The organism is Acetobacter pomorum, assembly GCF_002738225.1.
Classification (GTDB): Bacteria; Pseudomonadota; Alphaproteobacteria; order Acetobacterales; family Acetobacteraceae; genus Acetobacter; species Acetobacter pomorum.
The window spans coordinates 1-18966 of the sequence record NZ_PEBQ01000135.1 but is presented as its reverse complement, the minus strand read 5'-3'; the positions used below and the strand labels follow the sequence as shown (position 1 = coordinate 18966).

At 54.4% G+C, this 18966-nt stretch carries 16 protein-coding genes; 12 read left to right on the top strand and 4 right to left on the bottom strand.

The window, feature by feature from the left end; all coding sequences use genetic code 11:
* Positions 1–86 precede the first annotated feature (86 nt).
* The 5 genes from rpsT (at position 87) to gyrB (ending at position 7091) form a co-directional block, all read left to right on the top strand.
* Positions 87–356 (top strand): 30S ribosomal protein S20, encoded by a 270-nt coding sequence (gene rpsT, locus CSR02_RS09210; protein ID WP_042787284.1) that lies wholly within the window; start codon positions 87–89, stop codon positions 354–356.
* 338 nt (positions 357–694) lie between these two features.
* The gene (dnaA, locus tag CSR02_RS09200; RefSeq protein WP_042787286.1) at positions 695–2128 is read left to right on the top strand and encodes a chromosomal replication initiator protein DnaA; all 1434 of its coding nucleotides are present in this window, start codon (positions 695–697) and stop codon (positions 2126–2128) included.
* A gap of 115 nt (positions 2129–2243) precedes the next feature.
* Complete coding sequence (gene dnaN, locus CSR02_RS09195) at positions 2244–3368, top strand: DNA polymerase III subunit beta (RefSeq protein ID WP_099541436.1); 1125 nt, start codon at positions 2244–2246, stop codon at positions 3366–3368.
* A 45-nt stretch (positions 3369–3413) separates the two neighbouring features.
* A complete protein-coding gene (gene recF, locus CSR02_RS09190) occupies positions 3414–4562 on the top strand; it encodes a DNA replication/repair protein RecF (protein WP_099541435.1) in 1149 nt (382 codons plus the stop codon).
* A 90-nt stretch (positions 4563–4652) separates the two neighbouring features.
* Positions 4653–7091 carry a DNA topoisomerase (ATP-hydrolyzing) subunit B gene (gene gyrB / locus CSR02_RS09185; RefSeq protein ID WP_099541434.1) on the top strand — a complete coding sequence of 813 codons (2439 nt, stop codon included), beginning with the start codon at positions 4653–4655 and terminating at the stop codon, positions 7089–7091.
* Positions 7092–7199: 108 nt separating this feature from the next.
* On the opposite strand, the gene kdsA is transcribed toward gyrB, so the two are convergent.
* From kdsA to tpiA, 4 genes are all read right to left on the bottom strand, one after another.
* A complete protein-coding gene (gene kdsA, locus CSR02_RS09180) occupies positions 7200–8033 on the bottom strand; it encodes a 3-deoxy-8-phosphooctulonate synthase (RefSeq protein ID WP_099541432.1) in 834 nt (277 codons plus the stop codon).
* Positions 8030–9664 carry a CTP synthase gene (locus CSR02_RS09175; RefSeq protein ID WP_099541430.1) on the bottom strand — a complete coding sequence of 545 codons (1635 nt, stop codon included), beginning with the start codon at positions 9662–9664 and terminating at the stop codon, positions 8030–8032. Before CSR02_RS09175 ends, kdsA begins: the two co-directional genes overlap by 4 nt.
* A 141-nt stretch (positions 9665–9805) precedes the next feature.
* Positions 9806–10150: a preprotein translocase subunit SecG gene (secG, locus tag CSR02_RS09170; RefSeq protein ID WP_099541429.1), complete on the bottom strand. Its 345-nt coding sequence runs from the start codon at positions 10148–10150 to the stop codon at positions 9806–9808.
* Between the two features lie 26 nt (positions 10151–10176).
* Positions 10177–10917, bottom strand: coding sequence for a triose-phosphate isomerase (gene tpiA / locus CSR02_RS09165; protein ID WP_099541488.1), 741 nt, complete (start codon positions 10915–10917; stop codon positions 10177–10179).
* 246 nt (positions 10918–11163) lie between these two features.
* On the opposite strand from tpiA, the gene CSR02_RS09160 reads away from it, so the two are divergent.
* The 7 genes from CSR02_RS09160 (at position 11164) to pdhA (ending at position 18887) form a co-directional block, all read left to right on the top strand.
* Positions 11164–13083: a SurA N-terminal domain-containing protein gene (locus CSR02_RS09160; RefSeq protein ID WP_099541427.1), complete on the top strand. Its 1920-nt coding sequence runs from the start codon at positions 11164–11166 to the stop codon at positions 13081–13083.
* On the top strand, positions 13080–14621 hold the full coding sequence (gene trpE / locus CSR02_RS09155; protein ID WP_099541426.1) for an anthranilate synthase component I: 1542 nt from the start codon (positions 13080–13082) through the stop codon (positions 14619–14621). The genes CSR02_RS09160 and trpE overlap by 4 nt, the downstream gene beginning before the upstream one ends.
* A gap of 58 nt (positions 14622–14679) precedes the next feature.
* Positions 14680–15276: an anthranilate synthase component II gene (locus tag CSR02_RS09150; protein WP_042787296.1), complete on the top strand. Its 597-nt coding sequence runs from the start codon at positions 14680–14682 to the stop codon at positions 15274–15276.
* On the top strand, positions 15276–16388 hold the full coding sequence (trpD, locus tag CSR02_RS09145; RefSeq protein WP_099541425.1) for an anthranilate phosphoribosyltransferase: 1113 nt from the start codon (positions 15276–15278) through the stop codon (positions 16386–16388). The genes CSR02_RS09150 and trpD overlap by 1 nt, the downstream gene beginning before the upstream one ends.
* A gap of 17 nt (positions 16389–16405) precedes the next feature.
* Positions 16406–17272 carry an indole-3-glycerol phosphate synthase TrpC gene (gene trpC, locus CSR02_RS09140; protein WP_042787298.1) on the top strand — a complete coding sequence of 289 codons (867 nt, stop codon included), beginning with the start codon at positions 16406–16408 and terminating at the stop codon, positions 17270–17272.
* 1 nt (position 17273) lies between these two features.
* The gene (gene moaC / locus CSR02_RS09135; protein WP_042787299.1) at positions 17274–17750 is read left to right on the top strand and encodes a cyclic pyranopterin monophosphate synthase MoaC; all 477 of its coding nucleotides are present in this window, start codon (positions 17274–17276) and stop codon (positions 17748–17750) included.
* Positions 17751–17876: 126 nt separating this feature from the next.
* Positions 17877–18887 carry a pyruvate dehydrogenase (acetyl-transferring) E1 component subunit alpha gene (pdhA, locus tag CSR02_RS09130; protein ID WP_042787300.1) on the top strand — a complete coding sequence of 337 codons (1011 nt, stop codon included), beginning with the start codon at positions 17877–17879 and terminating at the stop codon, positions 18885–18887.
* Positions 18888–18966 lie beyond the last annotated feature (79 nt).

Below are 18966 nucleotides of genomic sequence, written 5' to 3'. Positions count from 1 at the left end.
TACAGCACCGCTTACTCTTTTGGGTAGCGCGTTTCGGCGTGCCTGCCCTTTTAATCTTTCTTAAGTGCTGGACAGAATAGAAACTCATGGCGAATATCGCTTCGGCGCGTAAGCGCATCCGGCAGACCGCGAAGCGGACTGCCCGTAACACCGCCCGCAAATCCCGCATGCGTACTTTCATCAAGAAAGTAGAAACCGCAGTTGAAGCTGGTGATCATGGCGCTGCGCGCGAAGCACTGCGCCTTGCTCAGCCAGAAATCCAGCGTGCGGCCAGCAAGGGCGTTATCCACCACAACACTGTGGCCCGCAAGATTTCTCGCCTGTCTGCCCGTGTGAAAGCACTGGCTCCGGCCTGAGGAAAGTGCAGGGCTGCCTAAAGGTGGCCATCTGACGCTTTGAGATAAAGCCGAATCATCACCCTGATGGTTCGGCTTTGTTTTTGTCACACCTTGGTCAGATAAAGCACAAGCAGGGCAGGCAGCATGAAATATTGATTGCTCCCCTTGCGCTCACTGCTTTACCTTACAAGGTGGCTTGGCGCTGTTCGGGCTCTTTTTCTGCCAGATTTGGTCAGCAAGCCCGCACATTTGGCCGCCAAGGCAACAGATGTTGCACAGCACTGGCAGCAGAGCCGCTGCCTGCTTTGTAAACTGCGTGAATATATTCACGCTTCAATGACCGCTCGGGAGCAAAAATGACAATCGGAGTGGACGATGACGAAAGCGCCTTTTCCCGGCTTGAAGACGGCAAGGGGCTTGAGGAATCGTGGCTGCGTATCTGCGCCCGCCTGAAGGGCGAAGTTGGCGAAGTTGAATACCGCACCTGGCTGACCAAAATTGCGCTGGGCCCGATTGATGGTGATGAAATCACTCTACTTTTACCCACGCGCTTTTTGCGTGACTGGGTGCGCAGCCAATATGGTGACCGCCTGAGTGAGCTGTGGAATCAGGAAATCCCCAGTATTCGCCGGGTAGAGCTTCAGGTCGCTCGTGCGGGTGATCCTGCACCCATCCCCTTGGAAGATATTCCCAACGCCAGTGCAGCCACCCCTGCGCAGGAAGAGGCCACCCCGGCAGCACGCACGGCGCCAGAAGTGCGGAGTGATCTGGTTACCGCGCTGGACAGCCGCTTTACGTTTGATACGTTTGTCGTAGGCAAGCCGAACGAGTTTGCCTATGCCTGTGCGCGCCGCGTTGCGGAAAAACCTTCCAGCGTTGGGTTTAATCCGCTCTTTTTATATGGCGGTGTCGGGTTGGGTAAAACACACCTGATGCATGCCATCGGGGCTGAGCTGATCCAGCGTGGCAACGTTTCCGTGGCCTACATGTCTGCGGAAAAGTTCATGTATCGGTTTATTGCCGCCATTCGTTCGCAATCCACAATTGAGTTCAAGGAGCAACTACGCTCTGTGGATGTGCTGATGATTGATGATTTGCAATTCCTGATCGGCAAGGACAACACGCAGGAAGAATTCTTCCACACCTTTAATGCATTGGTGGATGCCGGTCGGCAGATTGTGGTGTCTGCCGATAAATCCCCATCCGATCTGTCCGGGCTGGAAGATCGGCTGCGCACGCGCTTGGGCTGCGGCATGGTGGCGGATATTCATGCCACGACGTTTGAGCTGCGCATTTCCATTCTGGAGGCCAAGGCCGCAGCATCCGGCGTTGTGGTGCCCGGCAAGGTTCTGGAATTTCTGGCACATAAAATCACATCCAATGTGCGAGAACTGGAAGGTGCGCTTAACCGCCTGATTGCCCACGCCAACCTGTTTGGCCGCCCGGTTACGCTAGAAGCCACGCAGGAAGTTCTGCACGATATTCTCAAAGCGCACGACCGCCGTGTGACGATTGAGGAAATCCAGAAAAAAGTTGCAGAACACTGGAATATCCGCCTGACAGACATGTCATCCGCCCGCAGGGCGCGCAATGTAGCGCGGCCCCGCCAGGTTGCCATGTATCTGGCCAAGCAGCTTACAAGCCGTTCCCTACCGGAAATCGGGCGCAAGTTCGGTAATCGTGATCATACAACCGTTATGCATGCGGTAAATCGCGTTACGGAACTTATGGGGCTGGATGCCGCTTTTGCAGAAGATGTGGAACTCCTGCGGCGGATGCTGGAAAGCTGAAAACGTAGAGATTCCAAAGGGATTGACTGATAACGCCCACCTGTTACTTTTCGGGGTGGAAAAAGAAGGCGCCTCCTGCAAAACAGAGGCCCTGCCTTGCAGGAAAGAGGGTTAGATGAAGTTTTCGGCGGAACGCGCAATACTGCTTAAGGCGTTGGCCCATATCCAGAGTGTTGCTGAAAAGCGTAACACCATACCCATTCTAGCCAATGTTCTTATTCAGGCCGCTAACGGACAGCTCAGCCTGAAAGCCACAGATATGGAAATTGAAGTGGTTGAGGAAGTTCCCGCCAAAATCACGCGGGAAGGGGCCACAACGGCCCCTGCAGCTGTTTTGTACGAAATTGTGCGCAAACTGCCCGATGGCGTGGATGTAGAACTGGATCAAGCCGATAGCGAAGGCCCGCTTCTGCTACGTGCCGGCCGTTATGCCACCCGCCTGAACGTGCTGAGCGTGGATGATTTTCCATCCATGGGGGCAGGGGACTTCCCACATCGCTTCAAATTGCCTGCAACCACTCTGCATTCACTGATAGACCGTACCCGCTTTGCCATTTCCACCGAAGAAACCCGCTATTACCTGAACGGTATCTTTCTGCACGCCACAGATGTGGAGGGAGACCCCAAACTGCGCGCCGTTGCAACGGATGGTCATCGCTTGGCCCGCGTAGAGGCTGATCTGCCTGCAGGTGCCGCCGGAATGCCGGGTGTGATTGTCCCACGCAAAACCGTGGCCGAAGTGCGCAAGCTGATTGATGAAGCTCCTGAAGAAGTGGAAGTTGCTCTTTCTGAAACACGCATTCAGTTCACGGCAGGCCCGGTTACACTGACTTCCAAGCTGATTGATGGCACATTTCCTGAATATGAACGTGTCATTCCCCGTAACAACACACGTATTCTGCGGGTTGGCAAAAAAGATTTTGCCGATGCTGTGGCTCGTGTGGCCGCCATTAGTCAGGAACGCTCCCGCCCGGTAAAGCTGACACTGGAGCCCGGCCTTTTAACTCTGTCTGCCAGTAGCGCCGAGCAAGGCGTGGCCAAGGAAGAACTGGATGACAACCGCATTTCCTACGATGCAGAAGGGTTGGAAATCGGCTTTCAGGCCCGCTATCTGAACGACATTACCGATCAGGTGGAAAAAGAGGTGGAATTCGCGTTTGCAGATAGCGCATCTCCCACCATTGTGCGTGATGTCGATAGCCCATCCGCACTTTATGTTCTCATGCCGATGCGCGTGTGATTTCGCCTTTTCCTTCAACGCTTATGGTCTGCCTGCACCATTCCTTTGCAGGCAGACTTACAGAAGCAGCGCGGCATGCCCCGGCTTCTTAAACTCACGCTTTCCAGTTTTCGTAATTACGAACGGCTCGTATGGTCACCAGATGCAAGCCTGCTGGTGCTAACTGGCGAAAACGGAAGCGGCAAAACCAACCTGCTGGAGGCTGTTTCTCTCCTTTCTCCGGGCAGAGGATTACGCGCAGCACCCCTTACACAACTTGGCCGTATGGGCAGTGCAAACTGGGGCATTTCCGCACGTATTGAAACCAGAGATGAATTCCTTGAACTCGGCACCGGAACACAGGGCGGGCAGGAAAAGCCACGCCGTGTTTTTTTGCTGAATGGGCGGCAGATCCGCGGGCAGGAGGCTTGGGAAGATACCCTTGCCACGGTATGGATTACCCCGCAGATGGATCGGTTGTTTAGTGAAGGGGCATCTGGCAGACGGCGCTTTCTGGACCGGCTGGTTATGGCCGTTACCCCCCACCATGCGCGGGAGCTGGCAGCGTATGACCGCGCCATGACACAACGTAACCGCCTGCTGCAAACACGGTTTTCCGAACATTCATGGCTCTCCGGGCTAGAGGCCTCCATGGCGCGTCATGCCGTGGCTGTTGCCGCCGCAAGGCAGGAAACCGTGCGCCAGATTTGCCATTACGCTCAAAATGGTCTGGGGGCTTTTCCTGCCGCTATCGCCACATTGCAATGTAACGTGGCCCAAAAACTGGAAACATCCCCCGCTTTGGTTGTGGAAGATTGGCTGCGGGAAAAACTCGCCCAGTTGCGTGAAGACGATGCAGCACGTGGGCGCGCCACCTTTGGCACGCATCGCAGTGATTTTCTGCTGGAGGATCTTACGTCCGGGCAACCCGCAGCACTGGCCAGCACCGGCCAGCAAAAATCCTTGCTCATTGGCATTGTGCTGGCGCATGCCCGACTTGTAACAGACTACCGCGGGCAGCCACCCATTTTGCTGCTGGATGAACCTTTGGTACATCTGGATGCCGCGCGCCGGGCCTCTTTGCTGGAAATTGTGCAGGATTTTCGCACAACTGTGTTGCTTACCGGCACGGATCAGGCACCTTTTGCACCGCTTAAACATGCAGCCCGGTTTGAAACCCTGAAAAACGGTGCTTTTTTACCTTCCAGCCCATAAAACACGCAGCTCAATCTGGCCCCAGAGGTTTGATCAGGGTATAAGAATAAAAGGTTTTTTGTTCTTTCCTGTACGGAGCGTACCGTTCTTATGACCGACCTCTCTCAGCCCACGCCATCTGCCGTTTCCGAAGAGTATGATGCCGCGTCGATCTCTGTGCTGAAGGGGCTGGATGCTGTCCGTAAACGGCCCGGCATGTATATTGGTGATACGGATGATGGCTCCGGCCTGCACCACATGGCGTTTGAAATTATTGATAACGCAGTGGATGAGGCTCAGGCCGGTTTTGCAACGCGCTGCATCGTCACTTTCAACGCAGATGGCAGCGTTAGCGTGCGTGATAACGGGCGCGGCATTCCTACAGATATGCATGCTGAAGAAGGCATTAGCGCTGCGGAAGTGGTGCTGACTCGCCTGCATGCTGGCGGTAAGTTCAACCAGAACTCCTACAAGGTTTCCGGCGGTCTGCATGGCGTAGGTGCCGCTGTGGTGAATGCTCTGTCTGAATGGATGGAAGTACGCATCTGGCGTAATGGGCAGGAGCACTTTATCCGCTTCCAGCACGGTGAGCGTGATGCCCCGTTGGAAGTGGTTGGTCCTTCTTCCGAACCCTCAGGCACGGAAGTCACTTTCAAACCCAGCAGTGAAACCTTCCCCAAAACGGATTTTGATTTCACCATTCTGGAACGCCGCCTGCGTGAACTGGCCTTCCTGAACTCCGGGCTGGAAATTGTGCTGCGTGATGCGCGCGTTACCCCCGTGCGGGAAGAAAAATTCTTTTATGAAGGCGGGTTGGAGGCCTTTGTAAACTGGCTGGACCGCTCCCGCACTTCGCTGTTTACGCCACCTATTACTGGTAGTCTGGAAAACCCGGAAAACGGCATTAAGGTCGAATTTGCGCTGAGCTGGAATGATAGCTTCCACGAAACCATGCTGTGCTTCACCAACAACATTCCGCAGCGTGATGGTGGGGCGCATCTGGCCGGTTTCCGTCAGGCGCTTACGCGTGTTGTGGGCAAATATGCTGAAAGCATTGCCAAAAAAGATGCACTTTCCCTGCAAGGGGAAGATATGCGTGAGGGACTGACGGCTGTTCTGTCCGTTAAGGTGCCAGACCCCAAGTTCTCCTCCCAGACCAAGGACAAGCTGGTTTCCTCCGAAGTGCAGCCCGTTGTGCACGCAGCGGCGGCCGACATTATCAGCCACTGGTTTGAAACCCACCCCAAAGAGGCAAAAATTGTTGTCTCCAAGGTGCTGGATGCTGCCTCTGCGCGAGAAGCCGCCCGTAAGGCGCGCGAGCTGACACGCCGCAAAGGTGTTCTGGATGTTTCTTCGCTTCCCGGCAAATTGGCAGACTGTCAGGCGCGTGACCCCGCCAAAGCTGAACTGTTTATTGTGGAGGGTGATTCCGCAGGCGGTACCGCCAAGCAGGGGCGAGACAGACGCTTTCAGGCCATTTTACCGCTCAAAGGCAAGATCCTGAACGTAGAGCGTGCACGGTTTGACCGTATGCTGGGGTCTGCCGAAATTGGCACGCTTATTACCGCATTGGGCACAGGCATTGGCCGCGGTGAACCAGAGCAGGGTGGTTTCTCTATTGAGAAACTTCGCTACCACCGCATTGTCATCATGACTGACGCTGACGTGGACGGCTCTCATATCCGCACACTGCTGTTGACATTCTTCTTCCGCCAGATGCCGGAACTGATCGAACGTGGTTACCTCTATATCGCCCAGCCGCCTCTTTACCGCGCCAAACGCGGGAATGAAGAAACGTATCTGAAAGATGATGCCGCGCTAGAGCAGTATCTGCTCAACAAGGCTCTGAGCAACGCCAGCTTTGTTTATACAGACAAACGCCTTGTAAGCGGTGAAGAACTGGCAGCAGACCTTCCGTTCATCCGGCAGGCGGCGCAGGCTATCAACCGCCTTTCCAACCGTATTCCTTCCTGGATTATTGAACAGGTAGCCTTGGCTGGCGCGCTGACAACAGATGTTGAACAGCTTCAGCAGCGGATGCCAGCACTTCAGCAGCGGCTTGATGCGGCATCTGCTGAAAATGAAAAAAGCTGGAAAGCCGTTGCCAGTGCTGATGGTGTGGAGCTGGCCCGCAATGTGCGTGGAGTAGGGGAAGTGTACCGCATTGACCCAACCATGTTGGCCAGTAACGATGCCCGCTGGCTGACCATACAGGCAAACCGCCTGCAAAAAGATTTTGCAGAAGGCGTGGTGTTGAAAAACGATACCACCGAGCATCAGCTTAGCGGTCCGGCTGATCTTTATGCCCGCCTGCTGGCACAGGGCCGCCGTGGGCTGACCATCAACCGCTTCAAAGGTTTGGGTGAAATGAATGATGCCCAGCTTTGGGAAACCACGCTGGACCCGGCTATGCGCACATTGTTGCAGGTACGCGTAGGCGATGTGGAAGAAGCTGGCGATGTGTTCACCACTCTGATGGGGGATATTGTAGAGCCGCGGCGTGACTTCATTGTCGGCAACGCACTCAAGGTTGCCAATCTGGACGTCTGAGACAAAGGAGAACGGGAGAGATTTTTCTCTCCTGTGCAGAATTATAAAAAAAAGCCGCAGCCTGAAAAAATCAGGTTGCGGCTTTTTGCTGGAAAGCAGGTTGGCTACTTACCCCTTAATAAGAGCATCAATCTGTTTAAACTGCTCCAGCAAAGCTGGCAGGCTTTTAATTGGCAGCATGTTGGGGCCATCGCTCGGAGCGCGATCAGGATCCTCATGCGTTTCAATAAACAAAGATGCCACACCAATGGCCAAAGCAGCGCGAGAAAGCACAGGGGCAAACTCACGCTGGCCACCAGATGCGCCGCCCAAACCACCGGGCTGCTGCACGGAGTGTGTGGCATCAAACACAACAGGGTAACCGGTCTGAGCCATAATGGGCAGGCCGCGCATATCGTTTACCAGCGTATTATAGCCAAAGCTGGTGCCGCGTTCGCACAGCATGATGCGATTATTACCGGTGGAAGCAATTTTGGCCGCCACGTGCTTCATGTCCCACGGAGCAAGAAACTGGCCCTTTTTTACATTCACCGCAGCGCCTGTTTTCCCGGCGGCTAACAGCAAATCTGTCTGGCGACATAGAAAAGCGGGAATTTGCAGAACATCTACAGCTTCAGCCACAGGGGCGCACTGTTCTGGCGCATGCACATCTGTCAGCACCGGAATATCCAGCGTGTTGCGCACATTTGCCAGAATATCCAGACCTTCCGCCATGCCAATACCCCGCGCGCTGGAAATGCTGGTGCGGTTGGCTTTATCGAAGGAGCTTTTATAGATCAGCCCGATACCAGCCTTCTGGCAGATTTCCTTCAGCGCTGTGGCTGTTTCCATGGCATGAGCCGCAGATTCAATCTGGCACGGACCGGCAATCAGAACAAATGGCTGGTCATTCCCGATGTACAAAGACCCGATCTGGAAATCTGACCCCAATGCTTGCATCATGCTTTTTTAGCCTTTTCCAGCGCTGCCCCCACAAACCCTGCAAACAGCGGATGCGGTGCAAATGGGCGGGACTTCAGTTCCGGATGATACTGTACGGCAATGAACCACGGATGATCTGGGTATTCCACCACTTCTGGCAAGATGCCATCTGGTGAAAGGCCAGAGAACTTCATACCCGCTTTTTCAAGCTGATCCTTGTAGTGGATATTCACTTCATACCGGTGGCGATGCCGCTCACGAATAGACGTGGCATTATAAACCTGTGCCACGCGGGAACCTTCAATCAATTTGGCAGGGTAGGCACCAAGGCGCATGGTGCCCCCCAGTTCTCCACCTTCGCTGCGGCGCAGGCGTTCGTTCCCGCGTGCCCATTCCGTCATCAGGCCCACCAGAGGTTCTTCCGTATAGCCAAACTCGGTGGAAGATGCATTGGGCAGATCCGCCAGATTGCGGGCGCATTCAATAACCGCCATCTGCATGCCAAAGCATATCCCAAGGAACGGAATACCTTTTTCACGCGCAAAGCGAATGGCTTCAATCTTGCCCTGAGAGCCACGCTCACCAAACCCGCCGGGCACCAGAATGGCATCTACATCGCCCAGCTTGGCTTCCAGTGATGTGGGGTCTTTTTCAAAAACCTCTGCATCCACCCAATCTAGGACAACCTTTGTACGATGGGCAATACCACCATGCAGCAGGGCTTCGTTCAGAGATTTGTAGCTATCCAGTAGGGCTGTGTACTTACCCACCACAGCAATACGCACCTCGTTATCCGGGTGGCGGATGGCATCTACAATTTTTTCCCAACCTGTCAGATCAGGTTCTTCTGCATGCGGCAGGCCGAAGTAACGGAGCACTTCGGTATCCATGCCCTCTGCATGGTAAGAGAGGGGGCAGGAGTAAATGGTATCCACATCCCGCGCGGCAATAACAGCCTCTGGCCGCACGTTACAGAAGTTGGCAATCTTGCGTCGCTCTGTAGGCGGAATGGGGCGATCACAGCGGCAGAGCAGAATCTGGGGCTGAATACCCACATTCTGCAATTCCTTAACGGAATGCTGGGTTGGCTTGGTTTTCAGCTCACCCGCAGAAGGAATCCACGGCAGCAGCGTAAGGTGCACAACCATGGTCTGGGCCGGGCCCAGATCATTGCGCAGCTGACGGATGGCTTCTAAAAACGGCAGACTTTCAATATCGCCAACTGTGCCGCCAATTTCCACCAACACGAAATCCAGATCATCCGTATTGGCAACCACAATATCTTTAATGGCATCCGTAATATGCGGAATAACCTGCACGGTTGCGCCCAGATAATCACCACGCCGTTCACGCGCGATAACATCTGAATAAATCTTGCCTGTTGTGGTGTTGTCTTCCTTGGAAGCATTCACCCCTGTGAAGCGTTCATAATGGCCAAGATCAAGATCTGTCTCGGCGCCATCCTCAGTCACAAACACTTCCCCATGCTGGTAGGGGCTCATGGTGCCGGGATCAACGTTCAGGTAGGGATCAAGCTTGCGTAGGCGCACTTTATAGCCACGCGTCTGCAGCAGGGCAGCAAGGGCAGCAGATGCAATGCCTTTGCCAAGAGAGGATACCACACCACCGGTGATAAAAACAAAGCGGGTCATGAGCAGACTTCCTACACGGACAAGGCCGGGCGGGTAAAGATGGACAAACGCAAACTACCGCATGCCACAGGACATGCGGAGCTGAAGGGATAAAAGGGCTCTCTCCTTACACATGGCGGAAAGGAGAGAGAAACCTGCATTTTACGGATGCGCCGGCGTAGCTGGCTGCGGAGCCGGAGCCGTTGTTGCCGGAGCAGCAGGTGCGGGCGTGGTGGCTGCGGGAGGCTGGGCCAGAATATCGTGCCCTTCACCCGTAACAGAGCCTTTGTAAAGCACGGCCAGCAACAGGGAAAGCAGCATGAACACGCCAGCCAGCACAGCCGTTGTACGCGTAAGCAGGTTGGCTGTTCCACGGCCGGACATAAAAGCCCCCATGCCCTGGCTGCTCCCAATTCCAAGGCCGCCGCCTTCACTCCGCTGAATTAGCACAACGCCAATCAGGGCTATGGTCACACAGAAATGCAGGATCAGCAGGGCTGTGGTCATGTCAGATTCCAGATCAGAACAGCAAATCAGGCAGCAGATGCTGCGCTGACGATGGAAAGAAACGCGTCCGCCTTAAGGCTGGCACCGCCAACAAGCGCACCCGCCACTTCAGGAATGGGCAAAATGGTGGCCGCATTCCCGGCGTTTACGGACCCTCCATACAGGATTTTGATGACTTTTCCAGCCTCTCCAAACTGCCGCACCAATTCTTCGCGCAGGAATTTCATGGTTTCAGCAATCTGATCAGTGGTGGCAGCAAGGCCTGTGCCAATGGCCCAGATTGGCTCATATGCCAGAATACCGTTGAAACCATCGGGCAGGGAACCCTTGATCTGCCAACCCAATGCATCAAAGTGCTCACCGGTTTCGCGCTGGTCTTCAGTTTCACCAATACAGACAATGGGGGTTAGCCCGGCTTTGGCGGCAGCCATAGCTTTTTCACGCACCGTTTCGTCCAGCTCACCATGTTCCTGACGACGTTCTGAATGCCCCAAAATCACGTAAGACACGCCCAGATCTGCCAGCATGGGGGCAGAAATATCACCCGTATGCGCGCCAGAAACTTCCTGATGGCAATCCTGCGCACCCAGCTTAACCGGCGTGGGCTTGAGCGCTTCTGTCAGCAACCCAAGTTGGGTAAAGGGCGGGCACACCACCACATCGGCACTGTTGGCGGGCAAGCCACTGGTAATGGCCTTGACGAGTTCCTGCGAATCACGGCTCAGGCCATTCATTTTCCAGTTGCCGACAATAATCTGTCTGGTCATGCCCAGCTCCTTATCTGTAACGCGCCATGCCATTGGGCATGCGTATTTTACAATATGGTTCTTTCATAAAGGCTAAACCATAGAGGCACCCCTTGGGGCAAGAGAGCAGGCTCCTTATTCTTGCCTGTCTGGCGTGCAGGCACGGTTATGTCTGGTCAAGCACCGCAGCTACCCTTATGGTGCCGCGCCTGTGCATACCCTTTTGTGGTGTGATGTTTTAAAGCATAGCTGTGGATCCATCGGGTCATGATTTCCTATCTACGTCGCGTTTTTGTTGAGTCCTGGCTGGGCCGGGTGACTGCAATTGTCATTTTCCTGGCGTTTGTCGGCTGGGGAATAGGCGATGTTATGGGCTATATGGGGGAAGAAACAGACGTTGTTGCCAAAGTTGGGCAGCAGCAGGTTTCTGCCGATGACCTGGCCACAGCCCTGCGCTCCGAACTGCCAACAATTGCACGCCAGATGGGGGTGACGGACCCTTCGCAAATCCCTCTGGCCATGCAGCGGCAGATTGCCTACCAGATTCTGCGCCGCCTGATCGGGCAGGCCGAACTGCTGAATGCCGCGCAAAAACTTAAAGTGTCTGTGCCTGATTCGGCTGTGCGGGATGAAGTGTTCTCCCTCCCTTATTTCAAGGGCGCCAATGGCCAGTTTGACCGTGCCAGCTTCAATCAGAAACTGCGTGACCGTGGGCTGACGGAACAGCACTTTTTGGATATGGTGCGCAATGACCTGACAACCCGCACCATTTTACAGCCCTTGGCACAGGCGGGTAGCGTTTCAGACACAATGCTCCAGCGTTTTCTGACCTATGGTGCTAAAACCCGCGTGGTAGATTTTGTAAGCATTCCATTTGCCGCTCAGCCAACGCCCAAAGCCCCAGATGATGCTGTGTTGCAGCGCTATTATAACAACCACCCATGGATGTTCCGCACGCCAGAACTGCGCCATGCCAAGATTGTCGTGCTATCTCCCCAAACTGTTGCAGACAGCATCAATATGGATGAAGCCGATATCAAGCGCATCTATGATGAACAAAAAACGCGCTACAACGTGCCGGAAACACGCGATATCCAACTGATCACCGTGCAGGATCAGGCGCAGGCAACAGCGCTTGCCAACGCATGGAAAGCAGGTGGCAACTGGCAGGCTATTCAGAACAGCGCAAAAAATGCCGCTGCGGTAGAAATGCCAAACGCCCGGCCATCCACCATTCCATCTGCCACGCTGCGTCAGGCTGTTTTTCAGGCTCCTGAAGATCGGATTAGTGATCCGCTTAAAACAGAAAGCGGATGGGCTGTTTTTCGCGTCACAAAAATAACGGCTCCGCATATCACGCCATATGAAGAGGCCAAAAAAGACATCCTTTCCCAGTATCGGGCAGCTGTTGCACCATCTGTTGTGGGGGAACGCAAACGCAAGCTGCAAGATGCGCTGGCTGGCAAAGGGCTAGATGCCATTCCGTCTGATCTGGGCGCTGTGGCTGCGGCAGGCACGTTGGATGCACAGGGCATGACAGCGGATAAGGAGCCTGCTCCTCTGCCAGCATCCGGCAAACTACGTGAAGTCATTATCCACCAGATTTTCACCCAAAAACCCGGCGCGCGCGCAACCCTTGTAGATGGGCCGGATAACAGCAGCTTTGCCGTGGAAGTAGATACAGCCACACCAGCAGCCCCACGCACTTTTGCACAAGCGCATGCAGATGTTGTGACCGCATGGGAGGCCGAAGCCCGCAAACATGCGGCAGATGAGCAGGCAACAAGCCTGTACCTGACCGCCAAAAACAAGCAGGCTTTGGGCATTACAAACGCACCGGGCGCACAGCTTACGCGGGATGCGGCATTTTCCTACGCCATGCCCAACAAAAACATTCCGACAGCACTGATGGATTATCTGCCACATATGCAACCGGGGCAGGCGGTTATGACAGAAGATGACGGCCACTTCCTGGTAGCTGTTGTGACAAAACTGTTTGTTCCCAACCCACCAGCCCCGGCTGATGGCGTAAAGCGCCTGAAAGACTCTCTCGCACAGGCGGACAGCGATGATCTGGTTGCCAGTTATATTGAAGCGCTTAGCAAGCATACGCCGCCCCATATTAACGAACGCGCCGTTATGGCCACACTATCTGCCGCCGGATTTGGAGGAGAAGCCACGCCATGAGCATTACCGCACGCATTGCGCCTTCACCCTCTCGCCAGGAATGTGAAGCAGCTTGGGCACAGGGGCAGCCCTCTGTCGTGTTTTCAGTAGAAGCGGCAGATCTGCTCACTCCTGTTTCTGCCTATCTTCGCCTTGCACGCTTTGATGGTGGCACAGGCAAAAACACCCTACTTTTGGAAAGCGTGGAAGGCGGCACATCGCGCGGGCGCTATTCGGTAATTGCCCTTAAGCCGGATATTATCTGGACCTGCCATAACGGGCAGATCACGCTGAATGAAAACCCAGAAAACCCGGATATCGCGCCCCGTATTCTTACGGAAAAACCACTGGAAAGCCTGCGCGCCCTTATCCACGCCACGCGGCTGGAACTGCCCGAAGGGGTTCCTCCCATGGTGGCGGGTTTATTTGGGTATCTGGGCTATGACATGGTGCGCCAGATGGAACATTTGCCAGATGCGCCACCGGACGACCTGAATCTGCCTGAATCCATTCTCATGCGTCCCGGTCTTTTTGCCGTATTTGACACAGTGAGTGACGAACTCATCCTTGCAGCTCCTATACGCCCACAGAAAGGCGAAAACGCGGGGGAAGCATGGGACAAGGCGCAGGACCTGTTACACCGAGCGCGGGCATGTCTGGCCGGGGCTCTTCCACCACTGCCAAAACCGCCTGAAAATCTGCCAGAACCAGCCGAACCACGCTCTTCATTCAGCAAGGAAGCGTTCTGTCAGGCTGTGGAGCGTATTCAGGACTATATTGCCGCTGGCGATGCATTTCAGGTTGTGCCCAGCCAACGCTTTTCTGCGCCGTTCCCGCTGCCATCTTTAGCACTGTATCGGACATTGCGGCGTATCAATCCGGCACCATTCCTGTTCCATCTGGATTTTGGTGACTTCGCGCTTGTTGGATCTTCACCCGAAATTCTGGTGCGTTTGCAGGATGGCACCATGACGGTGCGCCCACTTGCTGGCACCCGGCCGCGTGGCAAGACGGCAGAAGAAGATCTGCAACTTGAAAAAGACCTTCTGGCCGACCAGAAAGAACTGGCCGAACATCTGATGCTGATTGACCTTGGGCGCAATGATGTGGGCCGCGTGAGTATTCCCGGCACGGTAAAAGTGACCGAACGATTCGTTATTGAGCGCTTCAGCCACGTCATGCACATTTCTTCCAACGTGCAGGGCACGCTCAAGCCGGAGCTGGAAGCATTGGATGCCCTTGTGGCGGCCTTTCCCGCAGGCACCCTTACAGGCGCCCCCAAAATTCGCGCCATGGAAATTATTGATGAAGTGGAACGCACCCGCCGCGCTACCTATGCTGGCTGCATTGGATATTTTGGGGCAGGCGGCAACATGGATACATGTATTGGGCTGCGCATGGCTGTTGTAAAAGATGGACAAATGCATGTGCAGGCAGGCTGCGGCGTAGTGGCAGACAGTGTGCCCGAAATGGAATATGAAGAAACACGCCATAAAGCCCGTGCTGTATTCCGCGCTGCTGAAGCCGCACTGGAACAGGTTAGGGCTGGGCGCTCATAATGTTATTTCTGTTCCATTCTTATTTGACCCCAACAGCACATAAGGTCATCATTCGGCTATGATCCTTCTGATCGACAATTATGACAGCTTCACATTCAACCTTGTTCACTACTTGGGTGAACTGGGCGCACAATGTGATGTACGCCGCAACGATGCCCTGAGTGTAAAAGATGCACTGGCCCTTAAACCGGATGCTATTGTGCTTTCCCCCGGCCCATGCTCACCCAATGAAGCCGGTATCTGCTGTGATCTGATATCTGCCGCAGCCGGTAAGGTGCCTGTTTTTGGCGTATGTCTGGGGCATCAGGCTATTGGGCAGGTATTTGGCGCGCAGGTGGTCCGCGCACCCACACCCATGCATGGCAAGGTCAGCCCGGTTTTTCATGACGGGCAGGATGTGTTTGCAGGTTTGCCAAATCCGTTCAATGCCACGCGCTATCATAGCCTTACGCTTGAACCGAGCAGCATTCCGGAAGCTCTGGAAGTTACCGCATGGACAGAAGATGGCGTGATCATGGGGGTGCGGCATCGGCAGTATCCCATATCAGGCGTGCAGTTTCATCCTGAAAGCATTGCCTCGGAATATGGTCATGAGCTGATGAGAAATTTTCTTTCCATTGCATCCGCCTGGAAAGAACAACAGGCCGTTGTCTGATGGCCGCAACCACGCAAGACACAGACTCTCTCCACACAGGGGAACAGTTTTTCTCCACCATTCTGGCGCGTGTTGCTGAAGGCCAAACCCTGAACGCAGCCGAGGCCGAGGCCGCATTTGGCGTTATTATGGACGGCCAGATTGCGCCAGAGCGCATTGCGGCTTTTCTGATGGCCTTGCGCGTGCGTGGAGAAACACAGGATGAACTGCTTGGTGGTGTAACGGCTTTACGCGCCCGCATGCATGCTGTGCCCGCCATGCCCGCCGATACCATAGATGTATGCGGCACGGGTGGAGACAATTACGGCACACTCAATGTTTCTACCGCCGTGGCTTTTGTTCTGGGCGCACTAAACGTACCTGTTGCCAAACACGGTAATCGTGCTGTTTCTTCTCGTTCCGGCGCATCTGATGTGCTGGCAGCATTAAGTGTGCCTCTTTCTGCACAAGCTGAAGTGCTGGCCGAGCAGATGCAGGCACAGCGCGTTATTTTCCTTTCTGCGCCACATCATCATCCTGCCATGCGTTTTGCTGCCCCTGTACGTAAAACGCTGGGGGTGCGCACACTGTTTAACCTGATGGGGCCCTTGGTAAATCCGGCAGGCGTTAAGCGGCAGCTTGTGGGCGTTTTTTCACCCGCATGGCTGGAGCCTTTGGTGAATGTGCTTAAAAACCTGGGTTCCCAAAAGGTCTGGGCTGTGTGCGGTCTGCCAGCAGACGGGCAGGGTGGTATTGATGAAATTACTCTGGCTGGCCCCACACAGGTTGCTGCGCTGGAAGATGGAGATATTTGCACGTTTTCCATCACGCCGGAAATGGCGGGCCTTGCCCATGCGCCTGTCAGCGCCATATTGGGCGGAGATGCCCACTATAATGCACAGGCTTTGGAAGCTTTGTTGCATGGCGCAGCGGGGGCATATCGTGATACAGTGATTCTGAACGCCGCCTGCGCACTGCATGTAGCGGGGCGGGTAACACTCCTGCGGGACGGACGCATTGATCCGCAGGCCTTGCGGGAAAGTGTAGCTTATGCCGCACGCCCACTGGATGATGGCACGGCTTTAGCAGTGCTGAATGGTTTGCGCGCTTCCAACCCGGATGCACGCGCCTGAGACATGACAGGATAATCATGAACGACACACCACTCGCGTCCTCGGCAGCTTCTGCTCCGGACATTCTTGCCAGCAAGATTGAAGAACTGCCGGATGTTCTCTCCCGCATCTGCGCACGCACCAAGCTGGAAGTAGAACACCGCTCCACCCTGATGTCCCTTAAGGAAATCACGGCCAAGGCGCAGGAAACTCAGGATTCCCCGCGTGGGTTTGGTCGGGCATTGAAGGAAAAGGCCGCAGACCGCGCCGTGGGTCTGATTGCAGAAATCAAGAAGGCCTCTCCCTCTGCCGGTATCCTGCGTGAAAATTACGATCCAGCCCAGATTGCCGCAGAATATGAACAGGCAGGCGCAACCTGTATTTCCGTGCTGACGGAAAGCTCCTGCTTTCATGGTGACAATGAAGATCTGGGCAAGGCGCGGGCGGCATGTTCCCTGCCAGTGTTGCGCAAGGATTTTATTCTTGATCCGTGGCAGGTTTATGAAAGCCGCATGATTGGCGCTGATTGCATTTTGCTGATCATGTCCATCCTGTCCGATGAAATGGCGCTGGAACTGGTTGACCATGCCAAAGGGCTGGACATGGATGTGCTGGTAGAAGTGCATGATGAAGAAGAACTGAACCGCGCCTTGGCGCTGGATACCTTCCTGATCGGCATTAACAACCGTAACCTGAAAACGCTTCAAACCAATTTGGATACAACTCGCCAGCTTTCTCCTCTTGTGCCGCCAGACAGGATTATTGTGTCTGAAAGCGGAATCAAAACGCATGAGGATATTATGCAGCTTGCCAGCATTGGGGTTACCGGCTTTTTGGTAGGTGAATCTCTGCTGCGCGATCCGCACCCCGGTGATGCCGCCAAAAAACTTCTGGGGTTGGCCTGAAGTGTCTTCCCCAACACTCACGCATCTGGATGAGGCCGGGCGCGCGCATATGGTGGATGTTTCCGCCAAGCCTGCAACGCGCCGCAAAGCCGTTGCAACTGGCGCCATTGTGATGCAGCCCAAAACGTTGGAAATGATTCTTTCAGGCCATGCGCCAAAAGGTGATGTACTGGCAACAGCCCGTATTGCCGGTATTATGGCTGCAAAAAAGACGGCGGATATTATTCCGCTGTGTCATCCGCTTAGTCTCAGCAGTGTCTCTGTAGATCTGGCGCCCGCTGATAACAGAATTGAGATTACAGCAACTGTTACAACAACCGGTGCAACCGGGGTGGAAATGGAAGCGTTAACGGCCGTATCTGCCGCAGCTCTTACGCTTTATGATATGTGCAAAGCAGTTGACCGCGGCATGCAGATAGAAAATATAAAGCTCCTTCACAAAAGTGGAGGCCGCTCGGGAGACTACAACGCTGCATAATGAATAATGCGAAACACTGCGCGTTTTGCCGGTTCTTCTGAAATTACCCTGAAGAACTGAAGATATTTGTTGTGTTACGCACCATTTATTACGAACTGTTTACATATCGCAAAAGGTTCATCACACATGGGAACGAACGCCAAACAGGTCGGAAAGGCAGGAAATAACGGTCCTTCCTTAACACGAGACCAGTTTCTCAAAGCCTACTATGACATGCTTCTGATCCGCCGTTTTGAAGAAAAAGCGGGGCAACTTTATGGCATGGGTCTGATTGGCGGTTTCTGCCACCTGTATATTGGGCAGGAAGCTGTGGTGGTTGGTATCCAGATGAGCCTGCATGAAGGTGACAAGCTGATTACATCCTACCGTGATCACGGACAGATGCTAGTAGCAGGCATGACACCCCGGGGCGTGATGGCAGAACTTACCGGGCGCTCTACCGGGTATTCCCACGGTAAGGGCGGTTCCATGCACATGTTCTCCCGCGAGAAGAATTTTTATGGCGGGCACGGCATTGTCGGTGCGCAGGTTTCTTTGGGTATCGGGCTGGCGTTTGCCAACAAATATCGCAATACAGATGAAGTTTCTGTTGCCTATTTTGGTGATGGTGCCGCTAACCAGGGGCAGGTTTATGAAAGCTTCAACCTGGCAGCCCTGCTGAAACTACCGTGCATTTTTGTTATTGAAAACAACCGCTACGGTATGGGCACATCTGTTGAGCGTGCATCTGCATCGCACGAGTTATATAAAAACGGTGAGCCATGGGGCATTCCCGGCAAGCGGGTTGATGGCATGGATGTTGCTGCCGTCTATGCAGCTGCAGAAGAAGCCGTAAAACATTGCCGTGCAGGGAAGGGACCTTACCTGCTGGAAATGATGACATACCGCTACCGCGGCCATTCCATGTCAGACCCGGCAAAATACCGCACGCGAGATGAGGTGGACGAAGTCCGCAAAACGCGTGATCCCATTGAACATGTCAAACACATCCTGCTGGATTCTGGCGTTACAGAAGCAGAATTGAAAACCATGGAAACCGAGATCAAGGGCATTGTAAACGATTCTGCAGAATTTGCGCAGACCAGCCCGGAACCGGATCCGGCCGAACTTTATACGGATGTTGTTCTGGAGGCTTGAGCATAAACATGGCGACTGAAATTTTAATGCCCGCCCTTTCTCCTACCATGACAGAGGGCAAGCTGGCCCGCTGGCTGAA

Bases quoted from the DNA above. Each gene is read 5' to 3' on its own strand.
- rpsT (WP_042787284.1), top strand. From the start codon at position 87: ATGGCGAATATCGCTTCGGCGCGTAAGCGCATCCGGCAGACCGCGAAG.
- dnaA (WP_042787286.1), top strand. From the start codon at position 695: ATGACAATCGGAGTGGACGATGACGAAAGCGCCTTTTCCCGGCTTGAA.
- dnaN (WP_099541436.1), top strand. From the start codon at position 2,244: ATGAAGTTTTCGGCGGAACGCGCAATACTGCTTAAGGCGTTGGCCCAT.
- gyrB (WP_099541434.1), top strand. From the start codon at position 4,653: ATGACCGACCTCTCTCAGCCCACGCCATCTGCCGTTTCCGAAGAGTAT.
- kdsA (WP_099541432.1), bottom strand. From the start codon at position 8,033: ATGATGCAAGCATTGGGGTCAGATTTCCAGATCGGGTCTTTGTACATC.
- CSR02_RS09175 (WP_099541430.1), bottom strand. From the start codon at position 9,664: ATGACCCGCTTTGTTTTTATCACCGGTGGTGTGGTATCCTCTCTTGGC.
- secG (WP_099541429.1), bottom strand. From the start codon at position 10,150: ATGACCACAGCCCTGCTGATCCTGCATTTCTGTGTGACCATAGCCCTG.
- tpiA (WP_099541488.1), bottom strand. From the start codon at position 10,917: ATGACCAGACAGATTATTGTCGGCAACTGGAAAATGAATGGCCTGAGC.
- CSR02_RS09160 (WP_099541427.1), top strand. From the start codon at position 11,164: ATGATTTCCTATCTACGTCGCGTTTTTGTTGAGTCCTGGCTGGGCCGG.
- trpE (WP_099541426.1), top strand. From the start codon at position 13,080: ATGAGCATTACCGCACGCATTGCGCCTTCACCCTCTCGCCAGGAATGT.
- CSR02_RS09150 (WP_042787296.1), top strand. From the start codon at position 14,680: ATGATCCTTCTGATCGACAATTATGACAGCTTCACATTCAACCTTGTT.
- trpD (WP_099541425.1), top strand. From the start codon at position 15,276: ATGGCCGCAACCACGCAAGACACAGACTCTCTCCACACAGGGGAACAG.
- trpC (WP_042787298.1), top strand. From the start codon at position 16,406: ATGAACGACACACCACTCGCGTCCTCGGCAGCTTCTGCTCCGGACATT.
- pdhA (WP_042787300.1), top strand. From the start codon at position 17,877: ATGGGAACGAACGCCAAACAGGTCGGAAAGGCAGGAAATAACGGTCCT.